Source organism: Streptomyces actuosus (genome assembly GCF_016921115.1).
GTDB classification, from domain to species: Bacteria; Actinomycetota; Actinomycetes; order Streptomycetales; family Streptomycetaceae; genus Streptomyces; species Streptomyces actuosus_A.
Window position 1 is genome coordinate 292,964 of sequence record NZ_JAFFZS010000002.1, and the last position, 16,667, is coordinate 309,630.

The following is a 16,667-nucleotide window of genomic DNA, read 5'->3' on the forward strand; positions in this document are numbered from 1 at the left end:
GGACTCAGACCGCCTCGGGCGCGAGGTCGGCGGTGATCAGCCAGGTGCGGGCGGCTCCGGGGACGTCGCGCGGGGGTGTCCTGGGCACCCGGCGGCCCGCCGCCTCGGGCAGGTCGCAGGGCTCGCGGACGACGGCGCGCCAGCCGTGGCCGGCGAGCCAGGTCTCGGGGTCGGCCACCCCGGAGAGCCAGGGCCGGCCCTCGTCGCGCAGGGAGCGCAGCCACTCCCGCATCCACGGCGCGCGGTACAGGTCGGTGTTCACCTGTTCCAGGCACAGCACACTGCCGGGCGCGGACCGTTCGGTCAGCTGCGCGACGACCGTGTCGACCTGGTCCTCCGTCAGGTAGTAGAGGACGCCTTCGGCGAGCCAGACGGTGGGCAGGTCGTCGCGGAACCCGGCCGCGGTGAGCGCGGACGGCCAGTCGGCGGTGAGGTCGGCGGGCACCGGGACGCGCCGGCACCGGTCGGCCACCGGGCCGTGGCGGGCCAGGAAGGCGGACTTCTCCTCGACCGCCTCGGGCAGGTCGATCTCGTAGAGGGTGACTCCGGCGGGCCAGGCCAGCCGGAAGGCCCGGCCGTCCAGCCCGGCGGCCAGCACGACGACCTGTCGGGGGGCGCCCTCGGTGACGGCGTGCAGCAGGTGGTCGTCGAAGAACCTGGTGCGTACGGCGAGCACGTCGAAGCGCGCGCCGGGCTGCGAGCGCAGTCCGGCGTACAGGTCGGGGTCGGTGCGCCGGAGGTACGTCACCGCGAGCGGGTCCTCGAAGAGGCGGTCGGGGCGCAGTGATTCGGCTGCCCGGGCGCAGGCGATCCAGCGGGCGGTCTCGGTCAGACTCGACATCGGGCTCTTCTCACGTGCGCCGGGAGGCGGGACCCGGCTGAGGGGGCGGCGGACGGTCGGCACCTGGTGGAGAGGGATCGGGCGGTGCGTGCCGTGCGGTGCGGGAGAGGAGGGCGGGGTGCGGGTGTGCCGCGGGGCTCGTGCGGATGCCGTGCGGGTGCCCCGGCCGGCCCCGCGGTCGGGTGACGTCAGCGGTCCGCGGGTGTCTCCCGGTCGGCGGCTTCGTCGTCGCCCACGGCCCGGGTGAGCCCGCGGCGCAGCGACTCGTGCAGGATCAGGGTCTGGTTGTGGCGCAGCTGGTTCCAATAGGCCTCGCCGGCCTCGTTCCTGGTGCGCAGGACGACGCCGATGAACGCCTTGCCGTCGGCGACGACGAAGGACATGCGGTGTTCGAGGAAGGCGTCGGCGTCGCCGAGGAGCACCTCGGCCTCGCTCGCCTCGAACACCTCGTACGGGCCGAGTCGTCCGCCCGCCTCGGGCAGGGGCTGCTCCCGGCCGCCGCGCATGGTGTTGGCCTTGACGCCGAAGGGGCGCAGGAGCAGGCCCTGGACCCGGATCCACAGATCGACCAGCCAGAACGCCCGCTCGGGCGTCATGCTCGGACGGTCCATGGTCAGGCGCGCCAGTTCCCGCGCGTCGACCCTGCCTTTTCTCGGAATTACTGCTTCCGCCGCTTCGGCGTGCGTGTATGCGCCGCTGTCGCGGAAACGTGCAAGTGCGGTGCCGTCAGGAATCGAACAGGTATCTACCTTCATCGGAGATCCCCCATGGATGGCGCCGCCGTGGTCAGCGGTTTTGAAGGGCGCCAATGTCTGGACGTCGAACGCGTCCTACGGTCAACGGCGGGTAAACGCGCCGCTGACCGCGACCGTACCCGTGATCCGTTACCGAAATGCAGGCCCCTGCCGCGATAAATGTGTGACCTGCATCACATGGGTGGATGGCGAGAAAAGCCGTCGGTGTGGCGTGAACGACCCCTTGATGGTCGGAAGTGGTCGTGCTTATGGTCGGCCCGAGCCGGGCAAAAAGGGTCCCGGGGGCCGGCTGTGTTTACCGGCGCCGGCCCGTGTGCGGCGCGAAGTGCGCGATCCGCACTTACTTGAGAGGTGGAACAGCATGAGCAGTCCTGCCACCAGCCAGGACATCGGTGTCGAGGGTCTGACCGGCCTCGACGTCGATGCCCTGGAGATCAGCGACTACATGGACGAGACGCTGCTCGACAGCGAGGACCTGACCGTGACCATGGTCTCGTCCGCCTCCTGCACGACCTGTATCTGCACGTGCAGCTGCAGTTCGTGAGGTAGTTCCCGACGCGGGGCCTGACCGCGCCGCCCCCGGACCTGCCCGCGCCAATCGAGCAGGTCCGAGGGCTCCGGCCCGGCTGTGCTCCGCGCCAGGGTGATGCGGGGGCCGACCCTTGCACGGGCCGTCGGCTCCCCGTCACCGGCTTCACTATGCCTGATCAAGGCATGGGTACACCACCGTACGGCGGGCGGATTCGCCATGCCTTTTCGCGGCCTGAATTCAGCTGCCGCCGGGGGGTTCGACTTCCGATGAAAATGATCGGCAGAAGCTCTGTGTTCTTGCTGCCCGCACACTGTTTCCGGCGGAAGAAAGCTGGTATCACGTGCGACCCGTAATCCTGGTGCACGGTCTGATGGGCACGGAAGAAGTCCATTACGCGAGGTGCCGGCGTTGGTGGAACCACCCCGTCACCGAAATACGTCTCCCTGGGCACGGAAACGAGGAGGAAATCCCTGCACATCCTGCCGCGGCGGCGGTCGATCGGGTCCGGGAAGCGATCCGCGGACAACTCGACGCACCCATCGTCGTGGGACTTTCCTATCTGGGCGCAGCGGTGGCGTTCCGCGCCGCGGAGAACGCGTCGGCCCGCGCCCCGGGGAATGCGCCGGACGCCGTTGCGGGCGTCGTCATGTCCGGGTATTCCTTCCTCCTTTCCCCCGGCACGCTCGACCGCTGGCTCGTCGGCTTCACGAGCATGGCGGCCCGGCAGCGGGCGACCCGCGACCACTTCGCCCACCTGCACGGCGACACATGGGAGCGGCTGCTCACCGCGACCTTCGACGAGTTGTCCGACGGCTGCCTCCGGCTGCCCGGCCTGGACGACCTGAGGGACCTCGAGGTCCCGGTCCAGCTCGTCAACGGAGCGCTGCTGCAGAACGAGCGGAACGCGATCGTCCCGGCCGCCGCCGGCGGTGCCGACGTCGCCGTCGTCGCCGGGGCCGGACATGTCGTGCCGATGGACGCGCCGCGCGTCTTCGCCGCGTCCGTGGAGGAGTTCGCCGACCGTGTCGACGCCGGCCGCACCGCCTTCCACGAACGCCTGCGCGCCGGGGAGCGGGCCGCGGACCGGTCCCCGGCCGGGTCCGCGGCCGGAGGTGAGGCGCATGTCTAGGCAGGGCTTCGGGTTCGCCGGGTACGGCGTCGTCCGCGTGTGCTCGCAGCCCCTCGACGCCGTGGCCCGGCTCTCCTCGCCCGAAGTGGCCCGGCTCTGCGACGAACTGGAACGGCTGCGCCGCGACTGGGCGGAGCGGGCACCACGGGTCGCCGAGGAACTGACCGCGCTGGTGCCCGCACTCGACGACCGCGACCGTCGGCGCACGGTGCTGGCGCTGCGGCGCCGGCTGCACCGGGCGCTGGAGGTGCCGGAGGACGAGTTCACGACACCCGACGCCGCCGTTCCCGGGGCGGCGGAACTCCGACGCCTGGCGGCCCGGCGCACGGAACTGACCGCCCGGTTGGCCGCCGAGTACGAGACGGCGTTGGCCGGCGAGCGCAAGGCGCTCGCCGCGGCGGCCCTCGACCCGGCCCTGCGTGCGGGCGCCCAGCTCAGCGCGGACGGTCTGGTGCGGAACATGGACCGCTACGCCGCCGCGGTCGCCGACGGCACCGCGCACGGCAAACGGGAGCGGATGACCGAGTCCACCGTCCTCAACCTGCTCACCCGCAGCGCCCTCAAGCCGTCCCCCTTCGGCCGGCTCGTCCACACCCGGCCGGTGCTGCTGGAACCCACCGCAGACATCGCCGCCTCCGCCGCAACCGCCGGCGGTGCGGATGCCACCGGTGCCGGGGACGGCGTCCCGGTGTCCGTGTGCCGGCTGCCCCGGCAACTGGTCAGCTGGGTGGAGCGGTGCCTGGCGGAGACGCCCGGGCTGCGGCCGGCCGCCGTGGTGCGCCGGGCACCCGTGGTGGCGGCTTCCGCGGAGGGGGCCGTCTTCCTGGTCAGGGGCCGTGACGGGAGTCGGGAGCCCGCGAGCAGGGAGCGTTTCGTGCGCGTCCCGGCCGGCCCCGTGGTGACCGCGCTGCTCGCCTTCCCGGCCGACGAGGCCGTCCCCGAGCGGGAGGTGCGCGAGCGGTGCGCGGCCCCACCCGGCACGGCACCGCAGGCCGCCGCGGCGGAGCTCGACGCCCTGTTCGAGCAGGGCGTCCTGGCCCGCGATCTGGGCGTCGGCGACCAGCACCCGCATCCTGTCGCGCGCCTGGCCGAGCTGCTGCCGGAGTACACCGACCACACGGACCCCGGTCCGGCCGACTGCGTGCGGGGCCTGGCCGCCGCCGAGACCGCGTTCGCGACGGCCGACGTCGAACGGCGGGAGCACCTCGTCGCCCGGATCACGGGGCACGTCGGCGACCTCGCCGCGCACTGCGGTGTCGACGTGCCGCCCGTCGACACCGCCCGGACGCTCGTCTACGAGGACGCGGTGGTGTCCCGACCGCGCCGTGAGGAGCCCGCCCGGTGGCGGCGGCACCTGCCCGACCTGGAGCCCTGGCACCGGATGCTGCCCGCCTTCGACGACGGCGCGCACGTGCGGGCGGTCGTCGCCGACGTGGTCCGGGACCGGTTCGGCCCCGGACCCCACCGGCTGCTCACGCTGTTCGCCGCGCTGTCCTCCCCCAAGCTGCAACCCCTGCTCACCGAGCGGCTCACCGACCTGTCGGCCGACGTGCCGCGGCAACTGCGCGGTCTGCAGGACACCGTGTTCGAGCTCGCGGCCGGCGACGGGGAGGCGGTCGTCGACCCGCGGCGCGTCGCCCGGCTGGCCGGACAGCTGCCGCCGTGGGTCCCCCGCTGGTCCCGCGTCAGCTGGAACGTGCAGCACCACCCGTCCCCCGACGGGGAACTGCTCGTCGTCAACGGCGGTTCGATCGGTTTCGGCCGAGCCGTGTCCCGCTTCCTGCCCGCCTACGAAGCGGCCGGCGACGACGGGTTCGGCGACCTGGTCACCGCGGACATCGCCCGCCACGACGACGCCCGCGCCCCGCTGACGGACCTGTCGGCCGTCCTGGGCATCAACGCCAACGTCCACCCCCCGCTCCTGGGCAGCCACCTGCGCTACCCCTGCGCCGCGCCCGGACCGTGGGGCGGCGGCACGGGGATCTCGCTGGAGGACTGCTGGGTCGCCCACGACGAGGACTCCGGCCGGCTGCTCCTGCGGCACGGCAGGGACGGCCACGAACTGCGGTTGGTGATGCTGAACTTCCTGCTCAACGAACTCGCCCCGCGGTTCTACCAGTTCCTCGGGTTCTTCGGCTCCGGCAGCCTCGCCAACCTCGCCTGGTGGGACCGCGTCGACCAGCGCCGGGTCGCCCGGCGGCCCGCCGACCGGGACACGGTGCGCCGGTATCCGCGCGTGCGCTCCGGCAGCCTGGTCCTGGCCCGCCGGACGTGGAAGGTGCCCGCGCGGCTGCTCCCGGACGTCGCCGGCCGCACCGGCGTCGGCCTGGTGCGGGAGGTGCGGCGCTGGCGGGAGGAGCTGGGGCTCCCCGAGCGCGTCTTCCACCGCGGTTTCACCCTGCCCGATCCGCTCGTCCCGGTCTCCGCCGAGGAGCGGCACAGCTGGGCGCGGACGCTGGCGCGGTTCCCGACCTCGGCCGAACGCAAGCCCACGTTCCTGGACTTCACCAGCGTCACCGGCCTGCTCGCCTGGCAGCGCGCCCTGCGGCGGTGCGAGGGGGACATCACGTTCCAGGAGTGCCTGCCGGTGCCGGACCTCGACCACCCGCAGCCCCTCGACGGCCGGGCGGCCACCGGTGGCCCGGCGGGCGACGGGGGGCCGTTCACCGAGGAGTTCATCGTCGAGACCACCGAGGGGGCACCATGAGCCCGGCCGCCGCGCAGCCCTGGCTGTCCTGCCACGTCTTCCACCACGGCGACACCGACCCGCTGCTGACGGACCTCCTGCTGCCGATGGCGGACGACCTGCGCCGGGAGGGGCGCCTGCTGCGCCACTTCTACCTGCGCCACTGGGAACGCGGCCCGCACGTCCGGCTGCGCATGCAGGTGCCCGCCGAGCACCGGGACGGCGTGCGGGAGGAGGCGGAGCGCCGGATCACCGCCCACCTGGAGCGGTACCCGGGCCCCGCGGACACCGACCCGGAGCGGCTGCGCCGGGCGCTGCGCCGCCTGGGCGAACTGGAGCACGGCGACGCCTCCGACGCGCGCCTGTACACCCCCGAACCGCCCAACACCGTGCGCTGGATCGACTACCGGCCCGAGCGGGCCAAGTACGGCGGACCCGAGGGCGTGGAGATCGCCGAGGACGTCTTCCACGCCGGCTCCCTGCTGGCGGGGCAGGTGCTGAGGCTGGTCCGCAGCGACCGGGCCCGTCTCGGCGTCTCCCTCCAACTGCTGCTGCTGGCCGCCCGGGCGCTGGGCTTCGGCCCGGACGAACGCGCCGTGTTCCTGCGGACCTACCACGAACGCTGGGCCGCCTACGTCACGGACGGGCGGCTGCTCGCCGCCTGGGACGAGCAGTACCGGCTCCAACGCGGCACCTACACGGCCCTGGTCGCCGCCCTCGACGCGGGGGACCCGGTGGGCAGGGGGCTGGGGGAGGGCTGGGAGCGGACCGTCGGCGAGGCGGTCGGGCGGCTGCGTCCGCTCGTCGCCTCAGGGCGGGTGTGGCCCGCGGAGACGGACCGCTCGGCACCTGCCGAGGCCGCCCTGGGCGCCCTCGTCAGCCACTACCTGCACACCACCAACAACAGGATGAACGTCCGCCCGCAGGGCGAGTGCTTCGTCGCCTACCTGGCCCACCGGGCGGCCACGGACCGGGCGGCCGTGAGGCCCCGCCCGGCGACAGCGGCCCACGACAGGGATGAGCGTCATGTCCACCAGTGAACACAAGGATCTCACCGTCAGCGTCCCGTGGTCCGTGCAGGAGGACCTCCTCCTCGACGTGGTCGCGCCCGCGCTCGACGAGTCCGTGGAACTCGGGGAGACCCGGTCGTGGTTCTACCTCCGCGAGAACCACGGCGGCCGGCCCTTCCTGCGGCTGCGCTTCCGCACCGGCAGCCCCTCCGTCGAACGCCGCCTGAAGGCCCGGATCGTCGAGCACATCGGCGCCGCCGGGGTCGACGCCCGCGTCGACGACGTCTTCGCGCACCAGCCCTACAACCACGAGCACGACTGGCTCGGCGGGGCCGCCGCGCTGGACCTGGCCGAGTCGTTCTGGACCGACACCACGCCGCTCGCCCTGACCACCCTGCGCGCCACCCGCGGCGAGCGGTCCCTGCGCCTGGCCGTGGCCTTCGACTACCTGGTGTGCAGCGGGCTGGTACTCGCCCCGCACCTGCCGGCCCCTCTCGCCCGCTTCGGCTTCAGGGCCGGCTACCTGTCCTACCTGGCCACGTTCGAGGGCTATCTGCTGCTGATCCGCGATCCGGAGGGCACCCGCGCCAAGCACGCCGAACGCTACGAGCAGAACCGCCACCTGCTCCGGCCCCGGCTGCGCGGACTCGTCGACGCGATGCGGGATCCCGACGGCGACCTGGCCGACGTACCGGAACCGGCCCGCGACTGGACGCTGCGGCTGCGCGCATACCTGCCTGCCGTCCAGCAGGGCTTCGACGACGGCAGGTTCCACCTGTACGCCACACCGCGCAGGGCCGAGACCGCGCGGCTCACCCCGTCGCCCGACGGGCTCTATCGCAGGCCGCAGGTGGAGTGGCTGGCGGACCTGCCCGAGCCGCCCGTGGCCGGCATCCACCGCGCGATCGCCGACAACCCGTTCTACCAGGGCATGATCCGCGAGGACCGCCGCTTCCTGGCCTCCCGGCTGGCCCAGGCGTACGCGCACTGGCACCTGTACCGGCTGGGCTTCCTGCTCGCCGACCGGTACACGCTCTTCCACCTGATCGCCCGGGCCTTCGAGGAGGAGTACGACCTCGACGCCGCCGAGATCATCCGGTCCGTGCGCCCGGAAGCCGAGGTGACCGGATGACGGCCACCGGGACGAGCGGCGGCACCGGGGTGGGGGCGCGGGCGCCGGGGAGCGCGCCCCTGCCCACCGGCGGCGGGCCCACCACCGGAGCACCCGGCGGTGGATCCGGCGCGGGGTCCGGCGGCGGAGCAGGGAGCGGACCGTTCGACGCGGCCGGTGCGGACGCCTTCGTGCGCCGGATGCGCGGAAGTTACGAGGAGATCCACCCGCGGCACTGGCAGATCGACTGGAGGAACATCCCCAGCCCGTTCCGCTGGTACGCCGACCTGCCCCGCATCGACCTGCCGGTCCTGCCGCGGGCCGCCGCGCACGGTGGTCCCGCGGCGGTCGCCGCCCTCGCCGCCGCCCGCCCCGCGGCCCGGCTCGGGATGCTGCTCCAGGCCGGCTACGGCCTCACCGGCGTGCGCTGGTACCCGGAGGGCATCGCCAAGAGCAGCCCCGAGGAACCCCTGCCCGTCCACCGCAACCCGCACTACCAGCTCCGCCGGGCCGTCCCGTCCGGCGGTGTGACCTACCCCGCCGAGTGCTACGTGGCGACCGCGGGCGCGGACGGCGTGCCCGCCGGAGTCCACCACTACGACGCGGTCCGCCACGCCCTGGCGGTCCTCTCCCCCGGGCGGCCCCCGGCGCATCTGGCACCACCCGAGGGCGGCGTGCGCCTGCTGCTCACCCAGCCGCTGTGGAAGAACCACTTCAAGTACGGCGACTTCTCCTACCGGCTCGGTGCGATGGACACCGGCGCGGTCGTCGGGCAGTTCGCGCTCACCGCCCGGTCCTGGAACCTGCCGTGCCGGGTCACGTTCGGCACGGCCGAGCGACGGATCCTCGACTGGCTCGGCCTCGACCCCGAACTGGAGGCCGCCCCGGCGGTCCTCGACATCGCCCTCGACCCCGACACGCCCCTGGTCCCCGCCGCATCCTCCGCCGATGAGGCCGCCGGGCGTGCCGGTGAGGCGGCGCCGCCCGGGCGGCCCCGGTGGCTGGGGGCGGCCGTGCCGCCCGGACCCGGCGCCGGAAGCCGCCGTATGCACGCCGCCTGCCTGGCCGCCGCACGGCCCGGGCGGCCCGTCGACCTACCGCCTCTCGAACCGCCGGACCTCGTCGGCCGGGCCGACGCCGAACTGCCGGCCTCGACCGGCCCGCGGCTCACGGTCGCCGACTCCTGGGCCCGCTCCGCCCTGGGCGAGCAACTGCGCGGATCACCGCTGGCGGCGGACGTCCTCGCACAGTGGCTGCCCGAGGTGCTCGCCCCGCTGCCCAGCGACGTGCCCGGCAGCGAGGGCGCGCCGCGGCACCCGCGGTGCGTGCTGGTCGTGCGGTCCGTGCCCGGCGTCCCGCCCGGCGCCTACCTGCCGCACCGGGACGGGCGGCGGCTCGCCCTGCTCGCCGGCGGCGACTTCGGCGCGCTCGTCCAGCGCAGCATGTTCGCCGACTACATGAACGTCGGTCAGGCGCCGCTCATCGCCGTCGTCGCCGGCACCCCGGACCCGCACCGGGGCGCGTCCGGACCCGTCGGGTACCGCACGCAGCAGGTCCTGGCGGGTGTCCTCGCCCAGCGGCTCGCGGTGTGCGCGGCCCGCGCCGGCCTGTCCGCGCATCCGGTCCTCGGCTTCGTCAGCGGCCTGCTCGACGAGGCACTGGGCCTGGCGCCGCGGCGTCTGACGGCCCTGCTGACGGTGCCGGTCGGCGCGTACCGCAGGGGCCTGTACCTGGAGAACGGTCTGCGTCCGGCCGCCGTGCCGGCGGGCGACGGGGGTGGGGCATGAACGCCGGACTGCTGCGGCTGCGCAGCGACGCCTACTACGTACCGGTGCCGAACGGGGTGTGGATCCGCACCACCGACGGCTCCTTCACGCTGACCGGCGGCACGGTCGCGACCTGGGTGGAGAAACTCGCACCGCTGCTGGACCGCGGGGTCGTGCCCGAGGAACTGCTCGGCGCCCTCGGCCCGGACCGGGCCCCGTTCGTGCAACGGCTGCTGAAGGTGCTGGAGGAGCGGAAGGTGGTCCGCCGGGAGCGCCCCGACGACCGGCTCGACGGGCTGGTGCGGGCGGGCCTGTTCCCGCAGCAGGTCGAGTTCCTGCGGCACTTCACCACCGACCCCGCCGCCGGCCTGGACCGGGCCCGCAGCCTTCCGGTCGCCCTGGCCGGTCCGGTCGAGCGGGCGGCACCGCTGGCCGCGGCACTCATGGAGACCGGGTTCGGCGACATCGCGCTGCTGGATGCCGAACCCGACGTGGAACTGAGGGACATGGCGGCGGACCTCGCGGGGCGCGGCGCACCGGTCCGGCTGTCCGGACCCGACGCCGGCGCGGCCGGTGCGGGGCGCACGCTGATCGGCATCGTCCCGCCCGGCACCGCCCCCGAGGCCTGGCGGCTGCTGGACCGGGCCGAGGCCGCCGGGGCCGGCGCCTGGGTGGGGCTGGTGCAGGGTCAGGCGCTGCTGCTGAAGGGCCAGATGCCCGGCTCCGGCCGGGCCTGCGTACGGTGCGCCTGGCGGCGCCTGGCCCACCGCGCCGTCGCGCTGCCCGGCACTGCGGGGCTCGGAACCGTTCCGGTGTCGGTGGCGGCGACCGTGCTGGCCCAGGAACTGTTCCAGTACGTCGCGGCGGGCGACGACGGCGTGCTCGGCGAGGGCGTCGTCGTGGACCTGACCCGGCTCAGCATCTGGCGTACGGCGGTCGACCCGGACCCCGGGTGCCCCGGCCACGGTGTCCACCCCGCGGGGCCGGGCGGCCTCGCGGCCCGCGGGGGGAGCCGGTTCCCCGAGTCGGTGTTCGGCGCGCGCTGCTTCGGCCCGCTGTTCTCGTGCGCCCCGGAGCAGCTCCCTCAGTTCCCGCTCACCGCACTGCGCGTCCGCCTCAATCCGCCGGGGCGCAGCGAGCCGGCCGGTTCGGCGGACGGCCCCGTGGTCGTCGCCGAGACCATGGCGGACGCCCGCGCGGAGGCCGCGATCACCGCCGTCGAGGCCACCCTGACGGCTCCCGGCGGGGACGGGGCGGACGGTTCCGCGGTCGGCGTCGGCCGCGACGCGCACGCGGCCCTGACCCGTGCCCTGCTGCACTGGGCGGACGCGGCCTGGGCCGACGCCGCGGACGCGAGGCGGTCCGGCGCCGGTCGGTCCGAGGCGGGGCGGGGCGGGGGTGCCCCGACGGAAGCCGTTCGGGCGGAGGCGGTTCCGGCCGGGGCGGTCCTGCCGGGGACGGTTGCGGGCGGCGTCCCCGTGGACGGTGCGTCCTCGGACGCCGTGGCTCCGGACGCGGTGGCACCGGACGACGCCGTCCCGGACGAGGGGGCGGCACTCCACGACGCCGATGGGCCCCGCTCCCGACGGGTGCTGCGCCTGGCGGAGTCTGCGCCGGCCGACCTCGCCGTGCACACCGAGGGCCATCCGAGCGGCCTGTGGCGGACCCGGGTCGACGGCCCCTCCGGCACCGTCGTCCGCACCGGACTCGACCCCGACCAGGCCGAGGAACGTGCCCTGCTGACCGCGCTGGCCCACGAGCAGCTCGGCGCGCGGGACGCCGCGGGGGCCGTGGCGGCGGTGCCGTCCGCGGCGCTGGACGTGTCGGCGGATGCCGGGCCGGATGCCGCGCGGGCCACCGAGTCGGCTGCCCGACGGGCCCACGACAGCCCCGGCGAGCCCGTCCCCACCCGGACGGCCGGGCACCCCGCCGCGATCGCGGCGGCGCTCGGGCTCGTGCGGCGGGAGGCCGCCCTGCCCCCGCTGGTCGCCGGCGCGCTGGTGGGCGTCGTCCTGACCCCGGGACCCGCGGCATGAACGAGACCCTGACCGTGAGCCCCGCGCGGGAGCACACCGACGCCGATCTCGCGGCCCGGCTGCAACGCCTCGTCGGCGGTGCCGCCGAGGTGCGGGCCGGTGACGCCCCCGCAGCCGGTGGAACCGGACGGCTGAGGGTCGTCGTGGACCCGGCCTGGGACGCGGACCTGTCGGACCGGGCGGCGGCCGACACCGTCGTGCTGCCCGTGTACGGGCTGCGCGGACGGCTCGTCGTCGGCCCGCTGACCCGGCCCGGCCGGCCCGGCTGTCCGCACTGCCTCGCGCTGCGCGTCCGTGCGGCCGACGGGCCCGAGGGCGTCCCCCTGGCCGCGGCGGCCCCCCGCCCCCTGTCCGCCCGCGGCGCGCCCTGGCTGCCGCCGGGCGCCGAGCGGCTGGTGGCGGCCCTGGTCCGGGACGAGGCCGCCCGGCTGGCCGACGGCGCTCCGGCCCGCAGCGCCGAGGCCGCCTACGCCATCGGCCCCGCCCGCGTCGCCGGTGACTGGCACCCGGCCCTCCCGCACACCCTGTGCGCGGCCCCGCACTGCCGCGCCGCGCGCCGCCCGCTGCCGCCGCCCCTGCCCGACCTGTCCCGGTCCCGCCCCGCGACGGGCGTGGGCTCCGCGCGCCGCCACCCGGCCGCCCGCTACGCCGATCGGCTGGAGCGGGAGTACCTCGACGCCTGGTCCGGCCTGACCCGCTCCGCGTCCGTCGGCGACGGGGCGGCTCTGCCGTCGACGCAGGTACGGGTGCCCACGGTGTGGGGGTTCGACGAGATCGCGATCGGCCGGGCCGAGGACTACACGGGCGCCCGTCCCGCGGCCGTCCTGGAGGGACTGGAGCGCTACGCCGGATGGCACTGCGGGGGCCGCGACCCCGTCCGCTTCGCCGCCTGGGCCGATCTCGACGACGCGGTCGACCCCCGCACCCTGCTCCTCCACCCCGACGACGCGTACCGCACGCCGGGCTTCGCGTTCACGCCGTTCAGCCCGGACACCCCGACCGGCTGGGCGGAGGCGTACTCCGCTCTCACCGGCCGGCGTACGCTCCTGCCCTTCCACGTCGCCTACTACGGCGCGGCGCGGCGCCCGGAGACCGGCCCCCGATTCGTCTACGAGAACTCCAACGGCTGCGCCCTGGGCTCCGGCACCGAGGAGGCGCTGCTGGCGGCGCTGCTGGAGGTGGCCGAGCGGGACGCCTTCCTGTGCGCCTGGTACTCCGCCGCGCCGCTGCCGGAGGTCGACCTCGACGGGGTGCGCGGCGCCGTCGGCCGTGCCGTGCGCACGGTGCGCCACCGCACCGGCCGGGACCTGCGGGCCTTTCGCGCGGTCGGCGCGTTCGACGTGCCGGTGGTGCTGCTGGTGTCGACCTCGCGGGAGCCCGACCGGCCCGCCACCCTGGTCACCGCCGGTTCGGCCCTCACCACCGAGCGGGCGCTGCTCGGGGCCGTCCACGAGATGGCCGCCGCCGCGCCCGTGATCACCCTGGAGTACCGGCGCCGCCGTCCGGAGCTGGAGCGCGCCCTGGACGACCCGGACCTGGTGCGCCACATGGAGGACCACGCGCTGGTCGCCGCCCTGCCGCAGGCCCGGCCGCGGTTCTCCTTCCTGCTGGACGGAACGCCTCCCGCGCCGCCGTCCGCGCCCGCCCTGCACGACCCGGTCGGTGACGTCGCCGCCGACCTCGGGGCGCTGCTGCGGGCCGCGCGGCGCGACGGACAGGACGTCCTCGTCGTCGACCACACCACCGAAGAACTGCACCGGCTGGGCCTCAACTGCGTCAAGGCGGTCGTGCCGGGCACCGCGCCGATGACGTTCGGCCACCGGCACCGGCGGCTGCCTCCGCCCGAGGCCCTCAGCGCGTTCCGGGCCAGGAACGGCCTGGGCCGGCGCGCGTTCTCCCCCGAGGAGGTACGGCATGAGCCGCACCCGTTCCCATGACCCGGAGTCCCCCGCCGAGCCGGGGACCCCCGCCGAGTCGGAGGCCGCACGAACCGTGCCCCGGGCCCAGCCCCGCAACCCGGACCCCGGCGACTCGGGCGGCCCCGGCCGGACGAGTGACCCCGGCGAGACCGGCGACACGGGTGCCCCCGACGGCAGCGCCGACGCCGACGTCAGCGGCGCGGACGGCACGGGTGGGTCAGCCCCGCACGGTGACCCCGCCGCCCCCGCCGATGCCCCCGAAGCCGCTGGTCTGACCCCCCTCCCGGGCGGCCTGGGCTGGGTGGTGACGGGGCGGTCCGTGGCCCTCGGGCTCCTCGGGGACCAGCGGCTGGGCGTGCTGGAACCGCAGCCGGTCATGGCCCACCTCGCCACGAAACTGCCTGCCGCGGTGCGGCCGGAGCTGCGGGAGATCACCGCGTTCGCCGAACGCGTCATGCTGCAGACCGGCCACGACCGGCACATGGCGCTGCGTCGCGCGTTCGGCGGGTTCTTCGACGCCGCGGCCGTCGACTCCCGCGTTCCCGGCCTGCGGGAGGACGCCGAGCGGGTCGTCCGCCGGTTCGCCGCGGCGGGCGGCGGCGAGTTCATGACCGCGGTGGCGTTCCCGTACGCCGTGCGCACCGGGGCACGGCTGGTCGGCGTCACGGACGAGGAGTACCGCCGACTGCACCGGCTGAGCCAGCAACTCGCCCTGGTCGCCTACGCCGCCCGGCTGGACGATCCCGCGGCGGCGGTCCGCGCCGGGCACGCCGCCCTGGTCCGCGTCCGCGAGACCGTCGCTGCGGCCCGCGCCGCCGCACCGCGCACCTCGGTGCTCGGCGCCTGGCACGCCGGGGCGATCGACCTGCCCGACGAGGACGTCGAGGCCAACGCGGTCATGCTGGTCCAGGCGTCGCTGGAGACGGTCGCCGGGATGCTCGGCAACACGGCCGCGCGGATCCTCACCGCGCCCGGCGCGCTCGCCGACCCGGCCCGGCGCGCACGCCTCCTCGACGACGCGCTGCGCGCCGAGCCGCCGTTGAAGACCCTGGAACGCGTCGTCCGCGAACCGGTCACGGCCGCCGGTCACTCGCTGCGGCCCGGCCAGATCGTCTCCGTCCGGGTCGCCGACGCCAACCGTCCGGATGCCGACCCGGTGGCCGGCCGCGCCCTGTTCTCCTTCGGCTGGGGCGCCTACCGCTGCCTCGGTGCCCGGCTCGCCCGCCACCAGGCGGCGGAGCTGTTCGCGGCACTGCACCGCATCGCCCCGGACGCCGCCGCGGCCGAGGACGACGTGGAACGCGTCCGGCACATCCGCTTCGACATGCCGCGCAGCCTGCGTGTGCGGTGCACCCCGCCGCCGGCCGACGGCGCGGCCCTCACCCGCGCGCTGACCGCGGCGCTGGAGGAGGACGACCTCGACCGGCCGCTGACCTCGCTGGAGCGCGAGGTGGCGTACGTCGTGTTGAAGGAGCACGGCGTGACCGTCCCCGAGGAACTGCGGGACCCGACCACGATCAGGGAATGGGTGACATGGGCGACTCAGGCGCATGGCTGAACCGGGCCGAACCCGTGCTGCGCGCCTCCCGCGCGGGCGTGGTGACCGAGCGGGGCCGGGTCCCCTGGCCCGTGCTGCTGCGACGGGCCGAACGCCTCGCCGCGGCCCGCCCGGACGCCCCGCAGGGGCTGGTCGTACGCCCGGACGCCGGGGAGGAGTCGATCGTCGCCCTCCTCGCCGTCGGCCTGATGGACCCGGCACCCTCCTGGGTCCTGGGCGACCCGGCCCGCTGGGCCGAGTCCCCGGTCCGGGCGGGGCCACCCGCCGCATCGGCCGGCACGGCGACAGCGCCGCCCGCGGGACCCGGCGGCGTCCTGCTGCCGGCCGGTCCCCGCGCGGCTCCGCCGCCCGATGCCGGCGGCCCCACGTATGCCACGGCCTCCTCCGGCACGACCGGCCGCCCCAAGCTCCTGTTCGGCCGGCCGCACGCGATGGCGTCCGCGGTCGAGCTGTACGTCGACGGCATGCCGGAGTACGCCGCGGCCGAGGTGTTCGCGACCTGCTCGGCGATCGACTTCGCCGCAGCCTTCTGCATGGTGGTCGCGCCGGCCCTGCTGCTCGGCCGCGACCTGGTGCTGTTCCGGCCGAGCCGGTGGGAGACCGCCGTCGCCGAACTGGCCGGGCGGCCGGGCGTGTGCCTGGCACCGCCCGCCCTCGCGGTGCTCGGGGCGCGCACGGCGGCCGGTCGGCGCGCCTTCAGGGACACGTCGTTCGTGCCCGCGGGCGGCGGCCTCACCCCGCAGCGCGCCGAACGCATCAGCGCCGGGTTCCCCGGCTGCGGGTTCCTCACCATGCTCGGGTCCACCGAGACCGGCCTGCTCACCGTCGGTCGCGAGGTACGCGACGACGGGCATGTCGGCGCTCCGCTGCCCGGCAAACCGGTGTGGCTGGAGGAGATCGGCCCGGACGGCGTCGGCACGCTCTGGACGCGCGGCCCCGACACCCGGTTCGCGGCGTCCGGGGGCACGCCGGTGATCCGGGCGGACGGCGCCGTCAGCACCGGTGATCTCGCCCACCGGGCCGGTGACGGCTTCGTCCTGGACGGCCGCACGGACGACCTCGTCAAGGTCGACGGTGTGAGCGTCTACCCGCGGGAGATCGTCGCCGCCGTCGTGGCGCTGCCCGGTGCCGTGGATGCCTCGGTCTCCGTCGACCGTTCGGCGGCCGGTGACCGGGTGACCGTCGTCGCTGTCGGCGACGTCACCGAGGAGCAGGTCCGCGACGCCTGCCGGCGGCTGCCCACCTCCGTGACCCCGCACCGGGTCGTTGCCAGGCCGGCCGACCGGTCCGCCTACGACGCCCGCGGCAAGCTGCTTCGCTGAGG

12 protein-coding genes are annotated in these 16,667 nt (G+C 75.7%); 10 read left to right on the plus strand and 2 right to left on the minus strand.

From position 1 onward, the window contains the following. Positions 1-4: 4 nt before the first annotated feature. Together JS756_RS04250 and JS756_RS04255 are read right to left on the minus strand one after the other, a co-directional pair. The gene (locus tag JS756_RS04250) at positions 5-841 is read right to left on the minus strand and encodes an SAM-dependent methyltransferase (protein WP_205381542.1); all 837 of its coding nucleotides are present in this window, start codon (positions 839-841) and stop codon (positions 5-7) included. A 188-nt stretch (positions 842-1,029) separates the two neighbouring features. Continuing rightward, positions 1,030-1,437, minus strand: coding sequence for a DUF2867 domain-containing protein (locus JS756_RS04255; protein WP_240203214.1), 408 nt, complete (start codon positions 1,435-1,437; stop codon positions 1,030-1,032). Positions 1,438-1,957: 520 nt separating this feature from the next. On the opposite strand from JS756_RS04255, the gene JS756_RS04260 reads away from it, so the two are divergent. The 10 genes from JS756_RS04260 to JS756_RS04305 all read left to right on the plus strand — a co-directional run bounded on the left by JS756_RS04260 (position 1,958) and on the right by JS756_RS04305 (position 16,665). Next, the gene (locus JS756_RS04260; protein WP_205381544.1) at positions 1,958-2,140 is read left to right on the plus strand and encodes a thiocillin/thiostrepton family thiazolyl peptide; all 183 of its coding nucleotides are present in this window, start codon (positions 1,958-1,960) and stop codon (positions 2,138-2,140) included. Positions 2,141-2,672: 532 nt separating this feature from the next. Further along, the gene (locus tag JS756_RS04265; RefSeq protein WP_498063046.1) at positions 2,673-3,257 is read left to right on the plus strand and encodes an alpha/beta fold hydrolase; all 585 of its coding nucleotides are present in this window, start codon (positions 2,673-2,675) and stop codon (positions 3,255-3,257) included. Further along, positions 3,250-5,964, plus strand: coding sequence for a lantibiotic dehydratase family protein (locus JS756_RS04270; protein ID WP_205381546.1), 2,715 nt, complete (start codon positions 3,250-3,252; stop codon positions 5,962-5,964). The genes JS756_RS04265 and JS756_RS04270 overlap by 8 nt, the downstream gene beginning before the upstream one ends. Then, positions 5,961-6,983: a lantibiotic dehydratase C-terminal domain-containing protein gene (locus tag JS756_RS04275; protein WP_205381547.1), complete on the plus strand. Its 1,023-nt coding sequence runs from the start codon at positions 5,961-5,963 to the stop codon at positions 6,981-6,983. Before JS756_RS04270 ends, JS756_RS04275 begins: the two co-directional genes overlap by 4 nt. After that, the gene (locus tag JS756_RS04280) at positions 6,970-8,085 is read left to right on the plus strand and encodes a lantibiotic dehydratase C-terminal domain-containing protein (protein WP_205381548.1); all 1,116 of its coding nucleotides are present in this window, start codon (positions 6,970-6,972) and stop codon (positions 8,083-8,085) included. Before JS756_RS04275 ends, JS756_RS04280 begins: the two co-directional genes overlap by 14 nt. After that, positions 8,082-9,851, plus strand: coding sequence for a nitroreductase family protein (locus tag JS756_RS04285; RefSeq protein ID WP_205381549.1), 1,770 nt, complete (start codon positions 8,082-8,084; stop codon positions 9,849-9,851). Before JS756_RS04280 ends, JS756_RS04285 begins: the two co-directional genes overlap by 4 nt. Beyond that, on the plus strand, positions 9,848-11,866 hold the full coding sequence (locus tag JS756_RS04290; protein ID WP_205381550.1) for a hypothetical protein: 2,019 nt from the start codon (positions 9,848-9,850) through the stop codon (positions 11,864-11,866). Before JS756_RS04285 ends, JS756_RS04290 begins: the two co-directional genes overlap by 4 nt. Then, entirely contained in the window at positions 11,863-13,803 is a 1,941-nt protein-coding gene (locus JS756_RS04295; RefSeq protein ID WP_205381551.1) for a TOMM precursor leader peptide-binding protein, read from the plus strand. The genes JS756_RS04290 and JS756_RS04295 overlap by 4 nt, the downstream gene beginning before the upstream one ends. Next, entirely contained in the window at positions 13,781-15,343 is a 1,563-nt protein-coding gene (locus tag JS756_RS04300) for a cytochrome P450 (protein WP_205381552.1), read from the plus strand. The genes JS756_RS04295 and JS756_RS04300 overlap by 23 nt, the downstream gene beginning before the upstream one ends. After that, complete coding sequence (locus JS756_RS04305) at positions 15,319-16,665, plus strand: AMP-binding protein (protein WP_205381553.1); 1,347 nt, start codon at positions 15,319-15,321, stop codon at positions 16,663-16,665. The genes JS756_RS04300 and JS756_RS04305 overlap by 25 nt, the downstream gene beginning before the upstream one ends. Positions 16,666-16,667: the final 2 nt, after the last annotated feature.